The organism is Brevundimonas sp. FV1ye29L, assembly GCF_058681095.1.
This window is the reverse complement of record NZ_CM178730.1, coordinates 2,259,992-2,281,192: the sequence shown is the minus strand read 5'-3', so window position 1 is coordinate 2,281,192 and position 21,201 is coordinate 2,259,992. Positions and strand designations below refer to the sequence as shown.

The window sequence follows — 21,201 nt, the reverse complement described above, 5'->3', positions numbered from 1 at the left end:
TCCGGTCAGGCGGCGGCTTTGATCTGGTCACCAGGGGCCCAGGTTCCGTGGAAACCGGCGGGCACCCGCGCCGGGAGCGGGATGCGGGCGACGGGGCCGGCCTCGAAATCCTGGGCGTTCAGAATCTGGACCTCGGACGCGCCGGTCGCCGCGTCGGTGGTGAAGACGATGACATAGCCGTCGTCCTCGGCCGTCGAGCCGATCCGTGGAGCGAAGGCCGGTTCCGAGCCGCCGAGACCTTCTGCGAAGCGATAGCTCCGGGCGCTGCCGGTAGCGAGGTCGTATTTCAGCAGGCCATCGAACCGCTGCAGTTCCTGCGGCGCCATCGAGACGTGATAGGACCAGCGAGTCTTGCGGCCGGTGTAGTCGAGATTGACCACCGGGAACTCGCCGATGCGGTCGTCGAGAATGCGTTTCTTCACCTCGCCCGTGACCATGTTCATCCGCCATTCCACGGGCACGGCGTTCAGGGCCAGGACGTTGACCATCGCGGCATAGGGGCCGTAGGCCGGATTGGGCGGATAGCCGTTCGGCGTCATCATACAGGCGGTCATGACCACCTCGTCGCCGTCCTCCCACGAATTGACGACGTGGTAGATGTAGCAGGTCTCGGTCTCGAACCAGCGGACCTGATCCCCCGCGCCGTTTTTGGGCACGACACCGAAGCGGGCGGGCTGGTCGGCGACCTTGATCTGCCACTGGCTGTTGCGCAGTCCGCCCTCGGTGAAGACCACCGGCAGGTCGTGCAGGATGATGTAGTTTTCGGTCAGTCCCATGTCGTGCGGCAGGCGCGGTCCGGGCAGGTCGACCTTCTGGAAGTTGGTGAGGTTGTTCCGGGCGTCCACAACGCCGAAGGTCATCCAGGGTTCATAGAGCGAATAGTCGAAGAAGCAGAACTCGCCGGTCTTCGGATCGACCTTGCCGTGGGCCGAGACATGGCGGGGCAGGGCGCCGCCGAAGCTCTCGTCCCCGAGAGTCTCCAGGGTGCGGGCGTCGACGCGAACCGGCTTGCCGGAGATATACCAGAGGGCCATCAATGAGCCGTTGTGGAAGACCAGATCGGTGTTGGCGGTGTCCTTGTAGACGAGGTCCCCCCGTCCCGAGTCCGGCCGCGCGCGGGCCGACGGCAGCATGACGCCGCCGGCGGCTATCGTCTGGCCTGCGGCCTCGGCGCGCCAGTCGGCGGTGCGAACGTACCGGTTGCGGTATTCGGCCTTGCCGTTCTCGAAATAGACCGCATGGACCATGCCGTCGCCGTCGAACCAGTGGTGCAGCCCCTCGGGGGAATGCACCGGATTCGGGCCGTTGCGGATGAAGGCGCCGTGCAGGTCACGCGGGATCTCGCCGATGACGTCGAGCTCCAGAGCCGTCGTCTCGGTCGAGACCGGCGCATAAAGCCCCTGCAGATAGGGGTTCATCTCGTTCACCCCGATCAGGGTCGCATTGTCGATGCGCGAGGTCAGGGTCGCGTCGTCGGCCATTGGGGTCTCCAATCCGTCCAGAATTGAAATCTACGTGTCGAGGTTTCTTAACGCAAGTCAGGAAACGGTCAGATAGCGCGGCGCACTGTCGTTCAGGAAGGCGTCGAACGAGGCGGTGCCGTCCGCCGGCAGGGTCCAGCCGTCCAGCGAAAGGATCGGCCCTATCGCCCCGGTCAGATCGTCCGGCGTCAGACGCCCGGGCTGGTCAAAGGCCACGCCCGGACCCTCGATCCGGACGGCGCGACTGACCTTGCCGGCGCCGGCGACCAGGGTTTCACCGTTCAGCGGACAGGCCTCGCTCATCAGCCAGGAGACGACCGGGGCGACATATTCAGGCGGCAGGGCCGCGCCTACCTCCTGTGAGACATAGGCCTCCGTCATGCCGGTCAGAGCATAGGGAGCGAGCGCATTGGCGTGGACCCCGTGCGAAGCCCCCTCGAGGGCGATCACGCGCGACAGGGCGATCAGAGCCGCCTTGGAAGAGGAATAGGCGGCCATGCCGTGGACGCCGTACAGACCCGCAGCTGAGGTCGTGATCAGGATCCGCCCGGCGCCCTGTTCCCGCATGCGGCGATAGATCGGCAGGGTGGCGTTTACAGTGCCGAAATAGTTGATCTCGAACACGCTGCGGATTTCCGCGAGGGTCTGTTTGTGCAAGGTTTTGGCCTCGGGCGCGCCGGCGTTGTTGACCAGTCCATCGATGCGGCCAAAGGCGGCTATCGCCGCCTCCAGCAAACGGTCGCCGGCGTCATCGCTCTCGACTGCAAGAGGGCAGGCGACCGCCCTGCCGCCGGCTGTGGTGATCCGTTCGACCACCGCCTCGGCTGAGGCCGGCCCCCCTGAGGTGCGCGGCCGGGTATTGACGACGACAGAGGCCCCCCGTGCGGCCAGATCCAGCGCATAGGCGAGGCCCAGACCCCGTCCTGCGCCGGTCACGATGATCGTCCTGCCGTCCAGAGACCGGTCGTCCATAAACGCCTCCTGCAGTCGCCCTTCCGGCGACTTTCGTAAAAAGACTTGCAAAACTGGTCCGTTGGCGCAAGCCTCACTTTGCGGCGTCAAGTCCGGCCAACGGAAGACGCACCAGGAACCCGGGGGAGGGAAACAGAATGAAGCGTAACCACGCCACAGCCGCGTCAGTCGCAGCGCTGGTCGTTGCCGGCAGCCTTGCCACGCCCGCTCTTGCCCAGCAGGCCCGGCCTGCAGATCGAGCGCCGGACGGGCCGGCGGTTGCCCTGGACGAGGTCATCGTTACGGCCCAGCGCCGTGAGCAGAGTCTGCAGGAGGTCCCGGTCGCCATCACCGCCTTCGGAGCCGAGACGCTGGAACGCACGGCTGCCACCGGCATCCAGGACGTCGTCGGCAAGGCGCCCGGCGTGACCCTGACGCAGTTCAATATCGGCGAGCCCCAGGTCTTTATCCGCGGTGTCGGCACGACCAGCGATTCTGCGGCCAGCGATCCCTCCATCGGTGTCTCGATCGACGAGGTCTCCATCGGTCGGGCCGGGGCGAGCGCCCTGGCCTTCCTGGACATCCAGCGGGTCGAGGTGCTTCGTGGACCGCAAGGCACCCTCTACGGGCGCAACGCCTCGGGTGGGGCGCTGAATATCTACACGAACCGGCCGGCGCTCGAGGACTCGGGCAATCTGACCGCTCGTGTCGGCAGCTTTGGCGAATACGGTGTCGAGGGGGTGCTGAACAAGCAACTGGGTCCGGATGCGGCCGGTCGTCTGGCCTTCCGCTACAACACCAATGACGGCTATGCCGAAAACGTCCCGACCGGCGAGGGTCTGGAAGGCGGAACATCCTGGGGCGCGCGGCTGTCCGTGCTGAACATGGCCGGCCCGTGGAAGGTGCAGGTCGGCGTCGATGTGTCGAAGGACGAGATGGACGGACACGCGCGGGTGCCGGTGACCACGGCCTCGACGGCCCCGGCCTTCGTCGCCCTGATCAACAGCCTGAGGACCGGGCTGGACGTGCGCCAGAGTTTTTCGTCGCCCGCCAACTATCAGGACCGGTTCAACTTCGGCCTGACCGGCCGGGTCGAGCACGAGGGCGAGAAGTTCGACTTCGTGTCGCTGAGTTCCTACCGCAACAACGACTACAGCTGGCGTGACAATCTGGGCGGTCTCCCGTTCCCGGGCTTCCCCCTGCTGGTCGATGACCAGGCGTCGGAAAAGTCAGAACAATTCAGCCAGGAATTCCGGGTCGTCTCCAAGCCGGAGTCCGCGATTCACTGGGTGGCGGGCGTGTATGCCTTCCACGAGAATGTCGACCGGTCCGAGCGTTTTGTCGTCTCGGCGGCTTTGCCGATCGCACCGCCATCGTTCGGCGGCGACACCACATTCTTCCAGCAGGCCGGCAACACAAGCTACGCCCTGTTCGGTCAGGCCAATATTCCCTTCGCCCAGATATGGGAACTGACCCTGGGCGCTCGCTGGACCCACGATGAGCGCAGGATCACCCAGATCGCGCGCGACAACGACAACGGCGCCAGCCCGCCCGTCGGCATTCCGCTTGGTCCAACCGGCTCGCCCTACGCAACCGACGGGGCCAAGACATTTGAAGAGCCGACCTGGAAGGTGGCGCTTTCGGTCGAGCCCATCGAGAACATCCGGCTCTATGCGAGCTATGACCGGGGCTACAAGGCGGGCTCGTTCGTCTCCACGGCCCAGAGTGCGCTTCAGGCGGCGACCCCGATCCGTTCGGAGCTGCTCGACAACTACGAACTGGGTCTCAAGTCCACCATTCTGGATGGGCGTCTGCGCTTCAACGCGGCGGCCTTCCAGCTCGACTACCAGGACCTGCAGGTTTACGAGCTGCTGGGCCTGAACCTGGTGACCTCGAACGCCGAGGCCGAGGTCAAGGGCTATGAGATCGAGACGGCCCTGGCGGTCACATCCAACATCACGGTCGGTGGATCCTGGACCAGTCTGGACGCCAAATACACCTCGGACGCTGTGTCCGGCACGTCTGTCCTGCGCTATAACGGGCTGGTCCTCCCGCGGTCGCCGGAGAGCCAGTACACCCTCTATGTCGACAGTGAATGGGACGTGGCGGGCGGCGTCCTGGCCGCGCGCGCCGACTATCAGTGGCAGGACGATTTCTTCTTCGACCCGTCGAACAACCCGGAGGTCCGGTCGCCGGCCCACGGTCTGGCGAGCGCCTTCATATCGTATGAAACGGCGGGCGGTCTGAAGCTGGCGGTCTACGGCAAGAATTTGGGCGACGAGGAATACCAGACCCATATCATCAAGAATGTGGGCATCGGCTTCAGCGTCTTCGGCGCGCCCCGCTCGTTCGGCGTGGCCCTGTCGAAGCGGTTCTAGGGGATGATCAGGCGGCGTCGGCCCCGGCCGGCGCCGTCGCCTCGACCTCCCAGCGGATATTGCGCGGGTCAAGCGTCCGCCCGGACTGACGGTCGCAGACGATGGCCTTGATCGGCTCGCCGGTCTGGGTGTCGATGAGGCGCAGTGGCGGCCCGTCCGGACACAGCCAGCGCTCGCTCCAGCCGTGCATGGCCATGATGATGGGGAACAGGTCCAGCCCCGCCTCGGTCAGCCGATATTCGAAACGCGGCGGGGCCTTCTGGTAGAGGTCCTTCCGCAGCACCCCGTGCAGCACCATCCGGTTCAGCCGGTCGGCCAGGATATTGGTCGCCACCCCCAGCGCTTCGTGTATCTCGTCGAAACGGCGAAGGCGGAAGAAGGCGGCGGCCAGCACCGCCCAGCTCCAGTAGTCGCCCATGATGTCGGTCGAGCGGTCGATGATGGGCCGGTCGGTCTCCACCGGCTGGGTGCGACGGCGCCGGCTGGTCGGCGGCGCGATCGGAACGAGGCCCTCGCCGGCTTCCCAGCGCACATGATGCGGATCAACCGGATGCCCCTGTTCGTGGTCGAAGATCGCGGGCACCACGCGCTCGCCCGTCTGGCGGTCGTAGAAGGCGAGGAAATAGCGTTCCTGAAGCGGCGAGCGCGCCCATTTACGCTCCCACTGACCCTGCATGACGGCGACCCCGAACATGTCGAGCCCCATCTCCGTCAGGCGGTATTCCATTCGCGTCGCCGAGCCCGGCGCGCCGCGCTGTTCCAGCAGCCCCGCCGACACCAGTCGGTTCAGCCGGTCGGTCAGGACGCTGCGAGGGATGCCCAGCCGTTCGCGCCAAACCGAAAAGCGGCGCGCCCCATAGAAGGCTTCCCGCAGGATCAGCTGCGTCCAGGCGTCGCCGGTGATGGCAAAGGCCCGGGCGGTCGGATTGCCCATGATGAGGTCACGGGTCGAGGGGGCGGGCGCGTCGGTCGAACTGGTCACCGGCGCCTTGTACGGGAAATTGCCCCGGGCGCGAAATCCGCAGCCCCTGGGGCGTCAAACACCCGTCAGCCGCCCGAAACGTTCGCGATGCCACGCCGCAGACCCCCAGGCGGCTTCCAGCACCCGCGATCGCTTGATGTAGAACCCGGAGTCGTGGGCGTCGGTCATGCCGATGCCGCCGTGCATCTGGATCATCTCGCGGGTGGCCAGATTGGCGGTGTCGCCCGCCGTGGCCTTGGCGAGGGCGACCAGAAGCGCGCGATCCGGCGCACCGGCATCGATGGCCTGCAGCGCGGCCTCGACCGCCGACCGGGTCAGTTCGATGCGCGAATAGAGCTCGGCTGCACGGTGCTGGAGGGCCTGGAAGGCGCCGATCTTCTGGCCGAACTGCTCGCGCGTCTTCAGATACTCCAGCGTCGTCTCGAAGGCGCCGACCGACAAGCCGAGCAGTTCCGCCGCCGCCAGCGCCCGGGCGCGGTCCAGCAGGGATTCGAGCAGGGCCGCATCGCCGTCCGGATGGCTCAGCCGGGCCTGGGCGGCGACCTTCACGCCCGACAGGACGATATCGGCATGGCCCCGATTATCCGTCAGTCTCCGCGCCGTGCGCGACACGCCCTCCGACGCGGCGTCGAACACGAACAGGGCGACGCCGTCATCGGCGCGGGCGGCGACGATCAACAGGTCCGCACCCATCCCCTCGGCCACGAACCGTTTGATTCCCTCCAGACTCCAGCCGTCGGCCGTCTTCGTCGCCGTTGCGGCGATCGTCTCCGGCGCATGGCGGGCGCCCTCGTCCACGGCCAGGGCGCCGACAGCCTCGCCCGACAGCAGCCGGGGCAGCCAGACGTCGCGCACGACCTCCGTCCCGCCCAGCACCAGCGCCTCCGCCGCGACCGCAGAGACGGCCAGGGGCGTGGCCCCGAGGGTGCGGCCCATCTGGTCGACGATCAGGCCGAGCGTCAGATACCCGAGACCCGATCCGCCGTGGGCCTCGGGAATCGCAACCCCGCCCCAGCCGAGTTCGCCGATCTCCGCCCAGGAGGCGGCGTCGAAGCCGCGCGCGTCCTTCGTGTCGCGCACGGCGCGCAAGGCCTTCACCGGCATCCGGTCGCGCACCCAGTCGCGCGCCGTGTCCATCACCATGGACTGGAAGTCGTTCAGAACCGCCATCAGGCCGTCTCCCCATTCATCGTCACCACGACCTTGCCCATCGCCTTGCGGTCGGCGAGCAGGGTCAGGGCCTCGGCCGCCCGCTCCAGCGGATAGCGGGCCGTAATGTGGGGGCGGATCGCCCCCATTGCGTAGAGTTCAAACAACTCGGCGACATCCTGCCGATAGCCGGCCGGATCCCGCGCCACCGCCGCGCCGAAAAAGACCCCGACGACGTCGCAGCCCTTCACCAGCGTCAGGTTGGCGGGGATTTTCGCAATCCCGGCGGGGAAGCCGACGATCAGGAACCGCCCCTCCCAGCCCATGCAGCGCAGGGCCGCCTCGGTATAGTCGCCGCCGACCCCGTCGTAGCAGACGTCCGCGCCGCCCGACCCGACCGCGTTCTTGAACAGGCCGGCCAAGGCCTTCAACCCGTCCTTGTCGAACGGGCCTGACGGATAGACCATCCCGTGAGCGGCGCCGCGCGACAGGGCCAGATCGACCTTGTCCTGGCTGGAGGCGGCGGCGATGACCCGCGCGCCCATGGCGACGCCCAGCTCGACCGCCGCCAGACCCACGCCGCCAGCGGCGCCCAGCACCAGCAGGGTCTCGCCCTTCGCCAGTCGCCCGCGCCGCTTCAGGGCGTAATACGACGTCCCGTAGGTCGCCAGAAACGCCGCCGCCTCGTCGAACGGCATGGCGTCGGGGATGGGGATCACCGCCCCTGCGTCCAGCAGGATTTCCTCGACCATCCCGCCCCATCCGGGCACGGCGAGAACGCGATCTCCGACGCTCAGGCCCTCGACCCCCTCGCCGATTGTCGTGACCACTCCGGCGATCTCGCTGCCCGGCGAGAAGGGCCGTTCGGGTTTGATCTGATAGAGATCCCGGATGATCAGGGTGTCGGGGAAGTTGACACCGCAGGCGCGCACCTCAACCACTACCTGACCCGGCCCGGGAAAGGGCGTGGGACGGTTCTCCAGCACCAGGGTTTCCGGCCCCCCGGCGGCATGGCTCAACAAGGCCCTCACGAAGGCAGGCCCAGAATCTGTTTGGCGATGATGTTGTTCTGGACCTCGTCGCTGCCGCCGAAGATCGACCAGGCCTTGCCGTGCAGCCATTCGCGCACGGTCGCCAGGTCCTGATCGTCGAAGCCCTCGCCTTCCCAGCCCAGGCCCTGATGGCCCTTCGCCTCCAGGATCAGCTCCGCCCGGGTCTGGTAGGCCCGGACCCCGGCGTTTTTCAGGATCGAGGTGGCCGCCCCGCTTCCCTGCGCTGCCCTGGCCTCGGCCGTGACGCGCGCAATGGTCAGGTCCACGAGCCGGGTCTCCATCTCGTTGCGAATGATGCGGGCGCGCAGGTCGAGGTCGGCGATGCGGCCGTCCTCGTCGAGACCGATGCTCGCCTTCGCGATCTCGATCAGGGACACGCCCCCGGCCATGGCGTCCCCGCTGCCGGAAATCGCCGACCGTTCGTGCTGCAGCAGTCGTTTGGCGACGCCCCAGCCGCCGTTCAGTGACCCGACCAGATCCTCCTTCTCGGCCCGGACATCGCTCAGGAAGGTCTCGCAGAACGGGGAGTCGCCCGATATCAACGCGATCGGCCGAACCTCCACGCCCGTCTGGCGCATGTCGAACAGGACGAAGGAGATGCCGCCCTGCTTCCTCGATGTGTCGGTCCGCACCAGACAGAAGCACCAGTCGGCATAGTCCGCATAGCTTGTCCAGATCTTCTGGCCGTTGATCAGGAAATGGTCGCCGCGGTCCTCGGCCCGCGTCTGCAAAGACGCCAGATCTGACCCGGCGCCGGGCTCCGAGAAGCCCTGGCACCAGCGCACCTCCCCGCGCGCAATCAAAGGCAGGTGGCGCAGCTTCTGCAACTCGGTTCCGAACTCCAGCAGGGTCGGGCCCACCATCATGACCCCCATCCCGCCGATGGGATTATAGGCGCCGGCCCGCGCCAGCTCGGCCTTGATCACCCGTGCATGGGCCCGGCCCAGATCGGCGCCGCCATAGGCGGAGGGCCAGGTCGGAACGCCCCAGCCGGTCGCCCCGAACGCCGCCCGCCAGGCCAGCTGGTCGGCGTCCAGCTCGACATCGTCGGCCGGCACGCCCCGGTCCCTGAGCGCTGCGGGGAAATGGGCGGCCAGCCAGTCGCGCACATCGGCGCGGAAGGCGGCCAGATCGTCCTCGCGGACGGTGTCGTTCATCATGTCCATGTTCACACCCGCTCGATGATGACGGCGGGCGCCATGCCGCCGGCGGCGCACATGGTGACCAGGCCGCGCTTCAGGTCGCGTCGCTCCAGCTCGTCGACCATCATCCCGATCAGGATGGCGCCCGTGCCGCCGATCGGGTGGCCCAGGGCGATGGCCCCGCCATTCACATTGACCTTGTCGCGGTCGAGCCTGAGGTCGCGGATGAACTTCTCCGCCACGACGGCGAAGGCCTCGTTGATCTCGAACAGGTCGATGTCGTCGACGGTCAGGCCGGCGCGGGCCAGCACCTTCCGGGCCCCCGCCACAGGCGCGTTCAGCATCAGGGTGGGACAGTCGCCGGCATTGGCCATGGCCACGACGCGGGCGCGGGGCTTCAGACCCTTGCGCGCCACATAGTCGGGCGAGGCCAGCAACAGGGCGCCGGCGCCGTCCACCACGCCTGACGAACTGCCCGCGTGGTGGACATGGTTGATCTTCAGGTCAGGGTGTATCCGCCGGACCAGATCGCCAAACGTGGGCCCGCCGGGCTCGCACGGCATGTTGGCCAGGGCCTCGAACGCGGGCTTCAGCGCCGCCAGTCCTTCCAGCGTGGTCTGGGGCCGGGGGTATTCCTCACGGTCCAGGGCCAGCGACCCGTCCTCGCGATAGACGGGGACAAGGCTGCGGTCGAAATGGCCATTGCGGATCGCATGGTCGGCCCGACGCTGGCTCTCGACCGAAAAGGCGTCCAGCGCCGCCCGGTCGATCCCCTCCAGGGTGGCGATGGCGTCGGCGCAGACGCCCGGCATGGCCTGGGGGTGTTTGTCGCGCAGACGCAGATTGCCCGCGTCCGGCATCGGCGGGGCGCCGGCCGCGGCATAGGACATCATCTCCAGCCCGCCGGCGATGGTCAGGTCTTCCATGCCTGACAGGATCTGGCCTGCGGCGAAGTTGAAGGCGGTGATGCCCGAGCCGCAGAACCGGTCCAGGGTCACGGCGCTGGCGCGGACGTCATAGCCGGCGTCCAGCGCCGCCATCCGGGCCAGGTCGCCGCCCTGTTTGCCGGTCTGGCTCGAGGTGCCCCAGACGATGTCGTCGACGTCTGCGGTATCGAGATCATTGCGCGCGGCCAGGGCCCTGAGGACGGTCGAGGCGACATGATGCGGATGCATGTCCGCCAGCGCCCCCTTGCCGACCCGGCCGATGCCGCGGGGGGTGCGACAGGCGTCGATGATATAGGCGTCGGGCATGGTGTTTCCTCGTGATCGGCGGGCCGTTCGGCCTCTGCGCGGGCGTTCAGGGCGGCGGATTCAGGGCTGCGTCGTCGTCGCCGTCAGATGGTCGGCGATGGCCTGATAGGCGGGCAGGGAGAGGGGATCGAGCAGGGCGTTGCCGGCCAGCGGGCTGGAGGCGAAGCGGACGATGACCATTTCGGCCCTGGGGTCGACGTAGCAGGCCTGACCGAACACGCCGCGCGCCATATAGGCCCCGTTGGCGTTGTGAGAGACCCACCACTGGTCGTGATAGCTCCAGCCGGGCAGGGTGGCGTAGCCGGCGCCGGCGAAGGCCTCGCGGCTGCCGCCGGCCGCAATATCCGCCACAACGGCGGCGGGCACGATCTGGCGGCCGTTGAACCGGCCTCCGCTGCGCATCATCTCGCAGAACCGGCCGAGGTCGCGCAGCTGCAGGTTCAGCCCTCCGGCCGCATAGCCGGCGCCGCTCTGGTCGACCTGGATATAGGCGTCCCGCTCCATCCCCATCGGCTGCCAGAACCACTCGCCCAGAACCTCGTCCAGCGGCTTTCCGGTGACGCGCGAGACCAGCCATCCGACGACCTCGGTGTTGACGGACTTGTAGCGGAATTCGCGCCCGTGCTCGCCCGACTTCTTGAGGGTTTTCAGATAGTCGTAGGTCGTCGTCGGGCCGTCATATCCGGGCGGACGCGGCATCATCCCGCCCGCCCGCACGAAGGCGAAGGCGTCGGAACCGGGGTCGGTATAGACCTCGGTATAGGCCAGGGCCGTGGTCATATCGAGCACCTGACCCACGGTCGCATCGCCGAAGGCGCTGTCGGCCAGTTCGGGAATGTAGAGGGACACCAGGGCGTCGCGATCCAGCCTGCCTGCGGCGATCAGCATGGCCGCCGCCGTGCCGACGAAGGACTTGGTCACCGAATGGGCGATGTGCTGGCCGCGCGGCGTCAGGGCGCCGAAATAGCGCTCATAGACCACTGTCCCCCGGTGCATGACCAGAATGCCGTCGGTGTAGTTGGCCGCCAGGGACTGTTCCCAGCGGATCGGCGCGCCGCCGCCGATCGGGGTGAAGGTCACGGCGTCCAGATCCTCACGCAGGGCGATTGGCAGGATGCTGACCGGGCCGCCGCCGCGCGAAATTTCGGCGCTCGGCAGCAGCTCGCGCCAGTGCGAGAAGCTCCAGCGCGTCTGCGGAAAGGTCATGAAGCTCATGTCCGCGAAACGGATCTGCCTTTCTGGCGGCGGCGGCGATCCGACCATCCAGCCCATGGCGACGGGATCGCTGGCCGTGGCGTCGGGCAAGGCCGGCGCCGGCTGGGCAGAGGCCAGCGCAGGGACGGCGGCGGCCAGAACGAACATTGACAGACGTAACATGCGGTCTCGATTTGCAGTCCGGATTTGCAAGCTACATCGCCCATTTACTTTCGTAAACAGACTGCAGCTGAATTCAACGCACCCGCCTCTTTCGGCGCGGCGAGCGAAATCACTTGCATTAATGGACGAAACGGAAAAATCATTCGCCCAACAAGAAGAATGCCGTTGGGGGAAACGCCGTGGATCAGACTGTCAGAGCGTCCGGAACGCGCCCCGTTCCCCTGACCGGCGACTGGCCCTCGCCGGCGCGGGCCTGGCTTACGGTCCTTGTCCTCATGGCGGCCTACGCCCTGGCGTTCGTGGATCGACAGATCCTGTCGCTGCTGGTCGAGCCCGTGAAGCGGGACCTCGGCATCACCGACACCCAGTTCAGCCTGTTGAGCGGTCTGGCCTTCACCCTGTTCTATACGGTCATGGGAATCCCCTTCGCCTGGCTGGCGGATCGCAGTTCACGGCGACGCCTGATCATGTTCAGCATCGGCTTCTGGACCCTGATGACGGCCGCCTGCGGCATGGCGGGCAGCTTCATGAGCCTGTTCATCGCGCGGATCGGCGTCGGGGTGGGGGAGGCGGGGCTTTCCCCTGCCGCCTATTCCATGATCGCCGACAACTTTCCGCCGGCAAAACGGGCGCGGCCCCTGGGTGTCTATACGATTGGCGCCATTTGCGGCGTCGGCCTGGCCCTGATCATCGGCGGCGCCGTCATCCAGTGGGCGATGACTGCGCCTCCGGTCGTTCTGCCCCTGCTGGGCGAACTGAGGAGCTGGCAACTGGCCTTCCTGATGGTCAGCGTGCCTGGACCGCTTCTCATGCTGGCCATGATGGCGCTGCGGGAACCGAAGCGTCAGGAACGGGCGCTGGTCGAGGGTGAGGTGCGCCCCTCCTTTGTGGCCTTCCTCCGCCGACGCTGGGTTCCCTTCATCCTGCTGTCCCTGGGATATTCCCTGATCGGGGTGTCTGTTGCGGCCTATCTGACCTGGACGCCGGCCTTCATGGTGCGCCGCTTCGGTTGGGAGATGAGCCAGATCGGCGCCACCTATGGGGCGATCCTGTTGGTGTTCAGCACCAGCGGCATCATCCTGGGCGGCTGGTGGGCGGACAAGATGGTCGCGAAAGGCGCCAGGGACGGCATTCTCAGAGTGGCGCTGATCGGTACGGTCCTGGCCTTGCCCTTCGCCCTGACCGCGCCCTTCGCCCCGACGGGAACCTGGGCCATGGTCCTGATCGCGGCCATGTCCTTCACCATCGGGCTCACGCAGGGACTGCCTCCCCCCAGTCTTCAGGCCATTGCGCCGAACCGGTTGCGCGCGCGGGTCATGGCGCTGTTCCTGCTGATGGGGAATATCATCGCCTTCACGGTCGGGCCGACCGGTGTCGCCCTGATCAGCGACTACTGGCTCAAGGATTCGGGCAAGATCGGCGTCGCCGTCGCAATCGTATCGGCGATCGTCGTGCCGTTGGGATGGCTCTGCCTGTTCGCGGCCCGCAAGAGCTTCATCGAGGCCTCGGAATTCGAGGCCGGCGAGGCATAATCTTCCGCTGAGCGGTTTTGAGAGGCCCCGGGCTTGCCTGGGGCCTTTTACGTGGGCGGCGCATCGCCCGCATCGTCTCCGGCCTGCCAACCGACTGTGAGCCAACCCTGTCAGCCATACGGGACGATGACCAGCACGCACCGGCCGTGGTGGGGCGTCGAGCCTCTATCCCGGTAAAGCTCCATCGCCGTCAGGCTTGGGGAGCGGCGGGAGCCGCCGGCCGCCTGAAGGCAAGCATTTGCCTCCGGACAAGAGAAAGCCCGCGAGCCCCTTTCGGGAACTCGCGGGCCGAGGCGGTCAAGAAGGGAAGGGGGGCTAGAACGAGTAGCTGATGTCGAAGCCGAACGTCTTGGGGGCGCCGTAGTATTGCAGCAGATCGCCGAACGTCGCCTGGGCGCCGACAGCGTACAACTCGTCGGTCAGGTTTTTGCCCCAGAGGGTCATGTTCCAGGCGGCATTGGGCGGCTGGATCCTCAGCGAGGCGTCGAGCAGGCCGAACGGATCCTGCTTGATCGTGTTGTCCGGCGACCAGAAGGCCTCGCCCGTGCGGGTGTAGTTCCCCTTGAGGCTGAAGGCCTTGTCCCAGACGCCCTCACCGAACTCATAGGTGAAGCCGACGTTGAACTTGTCCTTGGGAGACCGCTGCACACGATTGCCGGTGAAGACCGCTCCGGCGCTGGTGACGAAGTCTTCGTACTTGGCGTCGATCAGCGAGCCCGAGGCATTCAACAGGAGATTGTCGTTCACGGCCCAGGTCATTTCGGCCTCGAAGCCCCTGATCTTGGCGGACCCTGCGTTGCTGGTGACGGTGCAAAGGCAGGCCAGGATCAACTGCTGGGATTGAAGATCCGTGTAGTCCATCTGGAAGGCGGCGAGGTTCAGGCGAACCCGGTTGTCGAACAGGTCGGTCTTGGCGCCGATCTCGTAGTTGATGACCTCTTCCGGATCATAGCCGATCCGCGCACCGGCTTCGGTTGAGGGGATGTGGTCCCAGCCTCCGCCCTTGAAGCCCTTGCCGGCGCTGGCGTAGACCATGATGTTCTCGTTGGGGCGGTATTCCAGGATGCCCTGCGGCGTGAAGGCGTCCCACTCCTTGCCGTAGTTGACCGTCCAGCTCTGGCCTGCCGCCAGAACAAGCGCTGCGATACACAGGCCGTCTCCGCCGTCGTTGAGACAGGCTGCGGTGCGGGTGCCGTTCTTCTTGTCCCGGGTGTAACGCGCGCCAATGGTGCCCTTCAACTGATCGGTGAAGTTGAAGCCGACCTGACCAAAGACGGCCGACGTCTCAAGCTCGGCCGAGGTCGTGTAGAGATAGATGCCGCTGAGTGCGGGGACCGGCGCGTATGACGTCGCGACATTGGAGTCGGTGCGGTCGACATTGTCTTTCTGGAAGAAGGCGCCCAGGATCCAGTCGAACCGACTTTCCGGGTTCTGGGACACCAGCCGGAATTCCTGGCTGATCGTCTCCGGCTTGTCCGTCGCCGAATAGAAACTGTCGACCAGAGCCGGGGGCGAGCCGGCGCCCAGCTGGTTGTAGCCATTCTCGCCTTCGGAATTGCGATAGCCGGTAATCGCGCTCAGACGCGCGCCCCAGTCGAAATCGTAGTCGACGCGCAGGCTGGCGCCCATCGTCGTCCGGTTGGCGTAGTCGCGCTGGGGGCTGAGGGTTTCGCGTGGTCCGATTCCGCGGGCGGTGCGGTAGGCCGTCACGGCGCCGATGCCGGCGGCAAACGGATCGTCCGTCACCGTACGGGCCGAGCCAGCCGACTTTGACGAGCCGTAGTCGACCGTGAGCAAGGCGCGAAGCGGGCTGCCGTCGGGTTGATACAGCAGTTCCGCCCGCGCCTGGTGCGCAGTCAGATCCTCCAGATCGGTGTTGAGCAGCACGTTTCGGGCGTAGCCGTCACGGTTGCGGACCTGAAAGGCGAATCGGCCGGCCAGGCTCTCGGTCAGCGGTCCGGTCACATAGCCGTCGGCGTTGAACCCATTGTAGTTGCCGAGGCCCGCCGTCATCCGGCCGGACGGCTCGAACCTCGGCTTGTTGGTGATGACGCTGATGGCGCCCCCGACCACATTTTTGCCGAGCAGAACGCCCTGTGGACCGCGGATCACCTCGATCCGTTCCAGGTCGTAGAAGTCGGAGAAGGCCGATCCCATCCGCGAGATATAGACCTCGTCCACGAACACCCCGACCGACGGTTCGGCGGTGGCGTCGAGAATGCGCACGCTGGTGATGCCGCGGATGTTCAGTTCCTTGCCGAGCGAAGAGCCCTCGGTCATGCTGAAGGACGGCACACTGCCGGCCAGGCTGTTCAGATCGACGATCCGCTGGCGCTCGATCGTTTCGCTGGTCACGGCCGTGATGGCGCTGGGAACTTCCTGCAGGCTGCGAGCGCGGCGGTCGGCCGTGACGATGACGTCTTCGACGGTGGCGACTCCGCTGTCGGGCGTCGTGGTCTGGGCCGTGGCAATCTGCGGCGTGACGACGAGTGTCGTCAGGGCTGTGGTCGCGAGACAAGCCAAGGTGAACTTGCGCATTAGATTTCCCTCCCCGGGCTTTGCCCGTTGTTGTTCACCTCGCGCCGATGTCGGCGTCCGGCATTGATCCCGGCGCGGCGTCGAGGCCCGTCGAGCGGCGCTAACGGAGGAATCCACGTTCCCTTGGTCCGGTGTCGCAAGCCGCACAATCCGGTAATAAATCTCGATTTGCAAGTCTTGCTGCGACGTGACGTCAAGAGACTTGCGCTAGCAGACTTTTTCTCAGTTTCCTCAATGCCTTGTGAGCGTTGTGCGGCGCAACATGAGGCGGCTGGAGCCGAGATTTCAGCCATGGCCTGTGGTCGAACGACCCTTCAGGCTTAATGGCGAACCGGGGCCGCCAAACAGAAATCGTCGGTCGGGCGAGGTCGACTGTTGGCGTCACCGATCCGGACGATGTGACTTGCAAAAGCGAACCTAAATGTTAGCGTTCTGGAAATGACAACCGCAAGGAAGCGACTATGAGTGCGAATTTTGAAGTCCTTCAGTCCTTTATGAAGGCCTCGAAGGCCAAGGATCACGACACCTTCGTCGACCTCTGGCACGACGATATGGAGTACTACTGGTCGGTCCACGCCAGGCCGATCACCAGCAAGGAAACGCTGCGCAAATTCATCCGCAACTATGAGGCCGCCTTCGACCAGCAGGACTGGACGGTGGTCCACTGGATCGAGAAGGGCGACCTGATGTTCTGCGAGGGCGTCGAGATGATCTACGACAAGAGCCGTGACGTCCTGATCCGCAATCCCTTCATGCAGGCGATCGAATTCCGCGACGGCAAGGTCGCGAAAATGCGCGACTACTATGACGGTTCGGTTGTCCAGGCGCCGCAGAAGCCGGCCGCAGAAGGCGCCGCCGCGTGAGCGGGACGGAACCGAAAATCGACGTCATCGGTCGCCTGCAGAAGGCGATCGAGGCGCGGGACATGCCCACCGTCCTGTCCTATTTCGACCCGAACATCGAATACCACTACCACGTCGGCACGCGGCCGCTGAAGGGCATCAACTGGGTCGAGAAGTTCTTCACCAAATACTGGGCCGACAACTCGTCCGGGACCTGGGTGTTGCAGCACTGGGCCGAGCGCGACGGGCGGCTGCTGGCCGAGGGGCGTGAGGAATACGTCAACGCCGACGGCGTTCTGGTCCAGCACCCCTATATGGGCATCATCGAGTTCGGGTCAGACGGCAAGATCACCGGCTGGCGCGACTATTTCCAGATGCAGGATCCCAACGCCGGGAAGTAGTCTTGATCGCGACGGTCCCGGGCCCGCGACGTTTCGGCGTCGCGGGCCTTTTCGCGGTCAGGCGGAGGCGGGGATGCGGGCGTCGCGCAGGGCGCTGCGCCGCGCCTTGCCGGCGTCGTCGCGCAACCGCTCGGTCGTGACCTCCCAGGTGCGTGGCAGCTTGTAGCGAACCAGCCGGTTGGCCACGAAGGCCCTGAGGGTGTCGACATCCGGTGAGACCGCGTTGGCGACCTCGACGATGGCGTGGACACGGTGGCCCAGGTCTTCGTCGGGCAGACCGACAACGACGCTGCACAGCACGCCGGGACAGGCATCGATCGCCGCCTCGATCTCGGCCGGATAGATGTTGGCCCCGCCCGAAATGATCAGGTCGGTCCGCCGGTCCGCCAGATAGAGGTAGCCGTCCTCGTCCATGCGGCCGAGGTCGCCATAGGACTCCCACTCGCCGTTCGCCCGCGGCTCGGCGCCCAGATAGTGGTAGGTCGAGCCCTTGCCGCCGGGCGGCAGGAAGTAGATCTCGCCGATCTCTCCGGGCGCCACGGGCTGGCCGTTCTCGCCGATGAACCTGATCTGCGTCGTGGGCGGCAGGCGGCCCACCGTCCCCTTGTGTTCCAGCCATTCGCGACCGCCGATCAAGGTGGCGGCGATGGACTCGGTGCCGGAATAGCCTTCCCAGATCCGGTCCGGACCCAGCCATCCGATCCACGCCTCCTTCAGCCAGATGGGGCAGGCGGCGGCGATGTGACAGACGATCTCCAGCGATGACAGGTCGTACCTTTGGCGCACCTCGTCGCCGAGCGCCCAGATGCGATGCATCATCGTCGGCACGACGTAAAGCCAGGCGCCGCGATGCCGCTCGATCAGCCGCAGGGTGTCCTCGGCGTCGAACTTCGGGGTGATGACCAGATGGCATCCCGCCGCGAGCGCCAGATAGCCGAAGCCAAACGGCGCCGAGTGATACAGGGGACCGGGAATGACGACCGTGTCGCCATACTGCATGGCCAGACTCGGCGCGTCGGGATCGAGCATGCCGGGGGCATGATCGACGATAACCTTGGGCCGGCCGGTGCTGCCGCCGCTTGGAATGGCCTTCACATATTTCGCGACCTTTTCCGGCAGGGGATCAGCCGACAGGTCCGGATCGTAGAGATCCGCCTCGCTGACCACGGTCGCGCCCGCCTCCGCCGCCGCCCCGCCGCCGACGACCAGCCGGGGCTTCATCAACTCGAGGATCGCCTTCAGCTCGATCATCGGCAGGCGATGCGATACCGGCGCCGGTGTGGCTCCAATGGCCCAGCAGGCGAAGGCGATTTCCATGAAGGCCGCGCCGTTGGGCAGGGCTATGGCCACGAGGTCGTCCTGTTCCACCCCGGCGCGGACAAGGGCGCGGGCGCGGCGGTTGATCCGCGCCGCCAGTTCGCGGCGCGTCAGGGTGACGGGGCCGCAGGTCAGGGCCGGATAGTCCGGGTCGCGTCCGGCGTGGACCTCGATCAGTCGCCCGATCGACATCGGATTGGTCGCCGGCGGCAGGGTGAAGCTGCGGGCCATGGCGGCGCCTCTAGCCCTTGATGTCCTTCAGGACGGCTGCCTGGGCCGGGTCGAGGTATTCGTCCAGACGGGTGATGACCCCGTCCTTCATCTGCACCACGCAGCAGGCGGTCATGCGGAACGGGCGACCATCAGGCAGGGTGGCCTCGACCACATGTTGCTGCATCCACCCGTCATGGAGAATTTCACGGCGGAGGATGTTGTATCGGCGGACCGGCAGCTTCCGGTGCATCCAGGCCAGGGTCTTGAGGTTTTCGTCAACCGATTGTTCGTAGTCATCAAAGTTGTGCCAGATCCGGGCGTCCGGAGCATAGAAGGTCCGCGCGGCATCTGCGTCCCCGCGCTCCAGCGCGGCTGAGAAGCGGTCTGAAAATGCATGTATGGCTTTTGGGTCGGTCATGGCGGGCTCCCTGAAACGGGCACCATAAGTCTACTTATGCAAGCGTCAATCCTTCTTTCGGCTTGATGCCCGGGTGCGGCCCGGCAAACGCCAAAAGGTCTACGGAAAATTCGGCGTAGGCCGCTGTCGGGGCGGTGGTTCATGAAGCCGTTCGGCAAGCCGGGCGCGGGTTTGGCGAAGATTCAGTCCAACTGAGGAAGTGAGGTCGCGATGTATGGCCATGCCGAAGGAGTCACTATGAGCCCGGCGGATCTGGTGACCTGTCTGATCGGATGAAACGAGCGCGTTCTGAAATGGCCGGGTCGCGACGACCGTGATCCAGTTCAATGCCTCGTCCCCCGCCGTCCATGCCCGAGCCCGGATCAGGGCGTGGCGGAAGACGCGAGGCTGAAAGGGAGGGTCTTGTGGTGGCGCTATCGACAAGGATCGCCAGGCTCCCTGGAGCCTCTGCGTGACCGGGATCATCCCCATTCGGGACCCGGCGGCGGCCACCGTCGCCGACCATCACCATATCGTCGTCATGGGGCGTTAGGCAGGATGCGGGTCAGGCTGGTTGAATCGCGTGTCCATGGCGTCGTCGGGAAGTTCTACAGAGGCGACGGGGTCGCTCCGCCAGCCGCTGACCGGGAAGGTCAGCCTCGAGCGGGCGCGCTGGTTCGACGCCAACATCCTGCCGTACGAAGCCGGCCTTCGCGCATGGCTGCGCCGCCGCCGGCTGGAGCCCGCCGAGATCGAGGACGTCGTCCAGGAGGCCTATACGGTGCTGGCCTCTCGCGAGCGACTGGACGATCTGCGCCATCCCCGGGCCTATCTGTTCCAGATCGCCCATTCCCTGGTCCTTCGCGACGCGCGGCGGGCCCGCATCGTGCCCTTCGAGCCGATCGCGGACATGGACAGCTTCGACGAGGTGAGTGATCCCTTTTCGCCTGAGCGGATCGCCATCGGCCGCGAAGAGATGAGGCGGCTCGCCGCCGTCATCCAGACCATGCCGGCGCGGGTGCGCGCGGCCTTTGTGATGCGGCGCGTCCACGGCTTCTCGCAGCGCGAGATCGCCGCACGCATGGACATCACGGAAAGCACCGTCGAGAAGCACATCGCCAGGGGACTGGCTTTGTTGATCGAGCGCTTCGGACATGGTGGAAACCCTTCGTCCGAATCTCATAAAGAACGAAAATCCGAGAAAGACGATTTTGGCGCAGGCCCGCGAGACCCCTCAGGCGATTGACGAAGCGGCCGCCGCCTGGGCCGCGCGGATGGATCGCGCGCCGCTCTCTGAACCGGATGCTGAAGCCCTGGAACTCTGGTTGGCGGAGGATTCCCGCAGACTGGGGGCCCTGATGCGCGCCCGGGCCCTGTTCTCGCGCACGGAATCCGCCTGGTCCCTCGAGCCCGTGTTCAACCCGCGCGCCTTCAAGCCGCGTCCCCGGGGACCGACCCGGCGGCGCTTGCTGGGCTGGGGCGCGGGCGGGGCCGTCGCCGCCTCCGTCGGAGCCGTGGTGGTCGGCTATGCCCTGACCGCGACCCGGTCCTATGCCACCGAGCGCGGAGAGGTGCGTCAGGTGCCGCTGTCCGACGGCTCCAGCCTGACGCTGAACACCCTGTCGGAAGTGAAGATCCGCGCCGGGACCGGCGACGGCGACAGGCATGACATTCGCCTGGTGACGGGCGAGGTGCTGCTCAGCCTGGCTGACGGCCAGCCGCGCGATTGCCGGCTCCGGGTCGGGGACTGGCGCATTCAGGCTGCGCAAGCCGCCGTCTTCGTCAGCGCCTTGCCGAAGCAGCCCGCCCGGGTGACGGTGCATCGCGGCGGGGTGGACGTGACGGGGCCCGGCCTCGCCGGACCTCTCAGCCTGGCGCAAGGCTGCAGGCTGGTCCTCGCCGGGCCTGATCTGGCCCGCAGGATCGAGATCGTGCCACCCGATCAGCTGGGCCGCGAACTGGCCTGGCGCGAGGGCCAGCTCGCCTTCCACGACGAGAGCCTGGGCCAGGCGGTGGCGACCTTCGCCCGCTACAGTCGTCAGCCGATCATCCTCCGCGACCCGGCCCTGGCCGATGAGAGCGTCAGCGGCCTGTTCGCCGCCAATGATCCGGCCGGGTTCGCCCAGGCGATCGGCGTCGCCTTCGGCGCCGAGGTGCGCGTGGAGCCGGATCGCATCCTGATCGGCTGACGGGCCG

General features: G+C 66.5%; 17 protein-coding genes. 6 read left to right on the top strand and 11 right to left on the bottom strand.

The window, feature by feature from the left end:
* Positions 1–5: 5 nt before the first annotated feature.
* Both ACW17W_RS11230 and ACW17W_RS11225 read right to left on the bottom strand, forming a co-directional pair.
* Entirely contained in the window at positions 6–1,481 is a 1,476-nt protein-coding gene (locus tag ACW17W_RS11230; protein WP_492076959.1) for a carotenoid oxygenase family protein, read from the bottom strand.
* 57 nt (positions 1,482–1,538) lie between these two features.
* The gene (locus ACW17W_RS11225; RefSeq protein ID WP_492076958.1) at positions 1,539–2,453 is read right to left on the bottom strand and encodes an SDR family NAD(P)-dependent oxidoreductase; all 915 of its coding nucleotides are present in this window, start codon (positions 2,451–2,453) and stop codon (positions 1,539–1,541) included.
* Positions 2,454–2,590: 137 nt separating this feature from the next.
* Here ACW17W_RS11225 and ACW17W_RS11220 point away from each other — a divergent pair, with 137 nt between their 5' ends.
* Positions 2,591–4,810 (top strand): TonB-dependent receptor, encoded by a 2,220-nt coding sequence (locus ACW17W_RS11220; protein WP_492076957.1) that lies wholly within the window; start codon positions 2,591–2,593, stop codon positions 4,808–4,810.
* A gap of 7 nt (positions 4,811–4,817) precedes the next feature.
* Here the strand turns inward: ACW17W_RS11220 and ACW17W_RS11215 are convergent, their stop codons facing one another.
* From ACW17W_RS11215 to ACW17W_RS11190, 6 genes are read right to left on the bottom strand one after another with little or no spacing between them, the layout of a single operon-like run.
* Entirely contained in the window at positions 4,818–5,792 is a 975-nt protein-coding gene (locus ACW17W_RS11215; protein WP_492076956.1) for a winged helix-turn-helix transcriptional regulator, read from the bottom strand.
* A gap of 54 nt (positions 5,793–5,846) precedes the next feature.
* A complete protein-coding gene (locus tag ACW17W_RS11210) occupies positions 5,847–6,962 on the bottom strand; it encodes an acyl-CoA dehydrogenase family protein (protein ID WP_492076955.1) in 1,116 nt (371 codons plus the stop codon).
* A complete protein-coding gene (locus tag ACW17W_RS11205) occupies positions 6,962–7,972 on the bottom strand; it encodes an NADPH:quinone oxidoreductase family protein (RefSeq protein WP_492076953.1) in 1,011 nt (336 codons plus the stop codon). The genes ACW17W_RS11210 and ACW17W_RS11205 overlap by 1 nt, the downstream gene beginning before the upstream one ends.
* A complete protein-coding gene (locus tag ACW17W_RS11200; RefSeq protein WP_492076952.1) occupies positions 7,969–9,153 on the bottom strand; it encodes an acyl-CoA dehydrogenase family protein in 1,185 nt (394 codons plus the stop codon). The genes ACW17W_RS11205 and ACW17W_RS11200 overlap by 4 nt, the downstream gene beginning before the upstream one ends.
* An 8-nt stretch (positions 9,154–9,161) precedes the next feature.
* Complete coding sequence (locus ACW17W_RS11195) at positions 9,162–10,388, bottom strand: acetyl-CoA C-acetyltransferase (RefSeq protein ID WP_492076951.1); 1,227 nt, start codon at positions 10,386–10,388, stop codon at positions 9,162–9,164.
* Between the two features lie 60 nt (positions 10,389–10,448).
* Positions 10,449–11,765, bottom strand: coding sequence for a serine hydrolase domain-containing protein (locus ACW17W_RS11190; protein ID WP_492076950.1), 1,317 nt, complete (start codon positions 11,763–11,765; stop codon positions 10,449–10,451).
* A gap of 179 nt (positions 11,766–11,944) precedes the next feature.
* Between ACW17W_RS11190 and ACW17W_RS11185 the strand changes: the two genes are divergently transcribed.
* Positions 11,945–13,297, top strand: a complete 1,353-nt coding sequence (locus ACW17W_RS11185) for a spinster family MFS transporter (RefSeq protein ID WP_492076949.1) — start codon at positions 11,945–11,947, stop codon at positions 13,295–13,297.
* Between the two features lie 315 nt (positions 13,298–13,612).
* On the opposite strand, the gene ACW17W_RS11180 is transcribed toward ACW17W_RS11185, so the two are convergent.
* Positions 13,613–15,835, bottom strand: a complete 2,223-nt coding sequence (locus ACW17W_RS11180; protein ID WP_492076948.1) for a TonB-dependent receptor — start codon at positions 15,833–15,835, stop codon at positions 13,613–13,615.
* Positions 15,836–16,296: 461 nt separating this feature from the next.
* On the opposite strand from ACW17W_RS11180, the gene ACW17W_RS11175 reads away from it, so the two are divergent.
* Together ACW17W_RS11175 and ACW17W_RS11170 are read left to right on the top strand one after the other, a co-directional pair.
* On the top strand, positions 16,297–16,698 hold the full coding sequence (locus tag ACW17W_RS11175; protein ID WP_492076947.1) for a nuclear transport factor 2 family protein: 402 nt from the start codon (positions 16,297–16,299) through the stop codon (positions 16,696–16,698).
* Complete coding sequence (locus ACW17W_RS11170; RefSeq protein ID WP_492076946.1) at positions 16,695–17,078, top strand: nuclear transport factor 2 family protein; 384 nt, start codon at positions 16,695–16,697, stop codon at positions 17,076–17,078. Before ACW17W_RS11175 ends, ACW17W_RS11170 begins: the two co-directional genes overlap by 4 nt.
* Positions 17,079–17,135: 57 nt before the next feature.
* Here the strand turns inward: ACW17W_RS11170 and ACW17W_RS11165 are convergent, their stop codons facing one another.
* Together ACW17W_RS11165 and ACW17W_RS11160 are read right to left on the bottom strand one after the other, a co-directional pair.
* Entirely contained in the window at positions 17,136–18,626 is a 1,491-nt protein-coding gene (locus ACW17W_RS11165; RefSeq protein ID WP_492076945.1) for an AMP-binding protein, read from the bottom strand.
* A 10-nt stretch (positions 18,627–18,636) separates the two neighbouring features.
* Complete coding sequence (locus ACW17W_RS11160) at positions 18,637–19,026, bottom strand: nuclear transport factor 2 family protein (RefSeq protein WP_492076944.1); 390 nt, start codon at positions 19,024–19,026, stop codon at positions 18,637–18,639.
* A gap of 568 nt (positions 19,027–19,594) precedes the next feature.
* Between ACW17W_RS11160 and ACW17W_RS11155 the strand changes: the two genes are divergently transcribed.
* Positions 19,595–20,251 (top strand): RNA polymerase sigma factor, encoded by a 657-nt coding sequence (locus tag ACW17W_RS11155; RefSeq protein ID WP_492076943.1) that lies wholly within the window; start codon positions 19,595–19,597, stop codon positions 20,249–20,251.
* Positions 20,217–21,194, top strand: a complete 978-nt coding sequence (locus tag ACW17W_RS11150) for a FecR family protein (protein WP_492076942.1) — start codon at positions 20,217–20,219, stop codon at positions 21,192–21,194. Before ACW17W_RS11155 ends, ACW17W_RS11150 begins: the two co-directional genes overlap by 35 nt.
* Positions 21,195–21,201: the final 7 nt, after the last annotated feature.

Coding starts and splice junctions, on each gene's coding strand:
- ACW17W_RS11230 (WP_492076959.1), bottom strand. CDS start 1,481: ATGGCCGACGACGCGACCCTGACCTCGCGCATCGACAATGCGACCCTG.
- ACW17W_RS11225 (WP_492076958.1), bottom strand. CDS start 2,453: ATGGACGACCGGTCTCTGGACGGCAGGACGATCATCGTGACCGGCGCA.
- ACW17W_RS11220 (WP_492076957.1), top strand. CDS start 2,591: ATGAAGCGTAACCACGCCACAGCCGCGTCAGTCGCAGCGCTGGTCGTT.
- ACW17W_RS11210 (WP_492076955.1), bottom strand. CDS start 6,962: ATGGCGGTTCTGAACGACTTCCAGTCCATGGTGATGGACACGGCGCGC.
- ACW17W_RS11200 (WP_492076952.1), bottom strand. CDS start 9,153: ATGATGAACGACACCGTCCGCGAGGACGATCTGGCCGCCTTCCGCGCC.
- ACW17W_RS11195 (WP_492076951.1), bottom strand. CDS start 10,388: ATGCCCGACGCCTATATCATCGACGCCTGTCGCACCCCCCGCGGCATC.
- ACW17W_RS11190 (WP_492076950.1), bottom strand. CDS start 11,765: ATGTTACGTCTGTCAATGTTCGTTCTGGCCGCCGCCGTCCCTGCGCTG.
- ACW17W_RS11180 (WP_492076948.1), bottom strand. CDS start 15,835: ATGCGCAAGTTCACCTTGGCTTGTCTCGCGACCACAGCCCTGACGACA.
- ACW17W_RS11175 (WP_492076947.1), top strand. CDS start 16,297: ATGAGTGCGAATTTTGAAGTCCTTCAGTCCTTTATGAAGGCCTCGAAG.
- ACW17W_RS11165 (WP_492076945.1), bottom strand. CDS start 18,626: ATGGCCCGCAGCTTCACCCTGCCGCCGGCGACCAATCCGATGTCGATC.
- ACW17W_RS11160 (WP_492076944.1), bottom strand. CDS start 19,026: ATGACCGACCCAAAAGCCATACATGCATTTTCAGACCGCTTCTCAGCC.
- ACW17W_RS11155 (WP_492076943.1), top strand. CDS start 19,595: ATGGCGTCGTCGGGAAGTTCTACAGAGGCGACGGGGTCGCTCCGCCAG.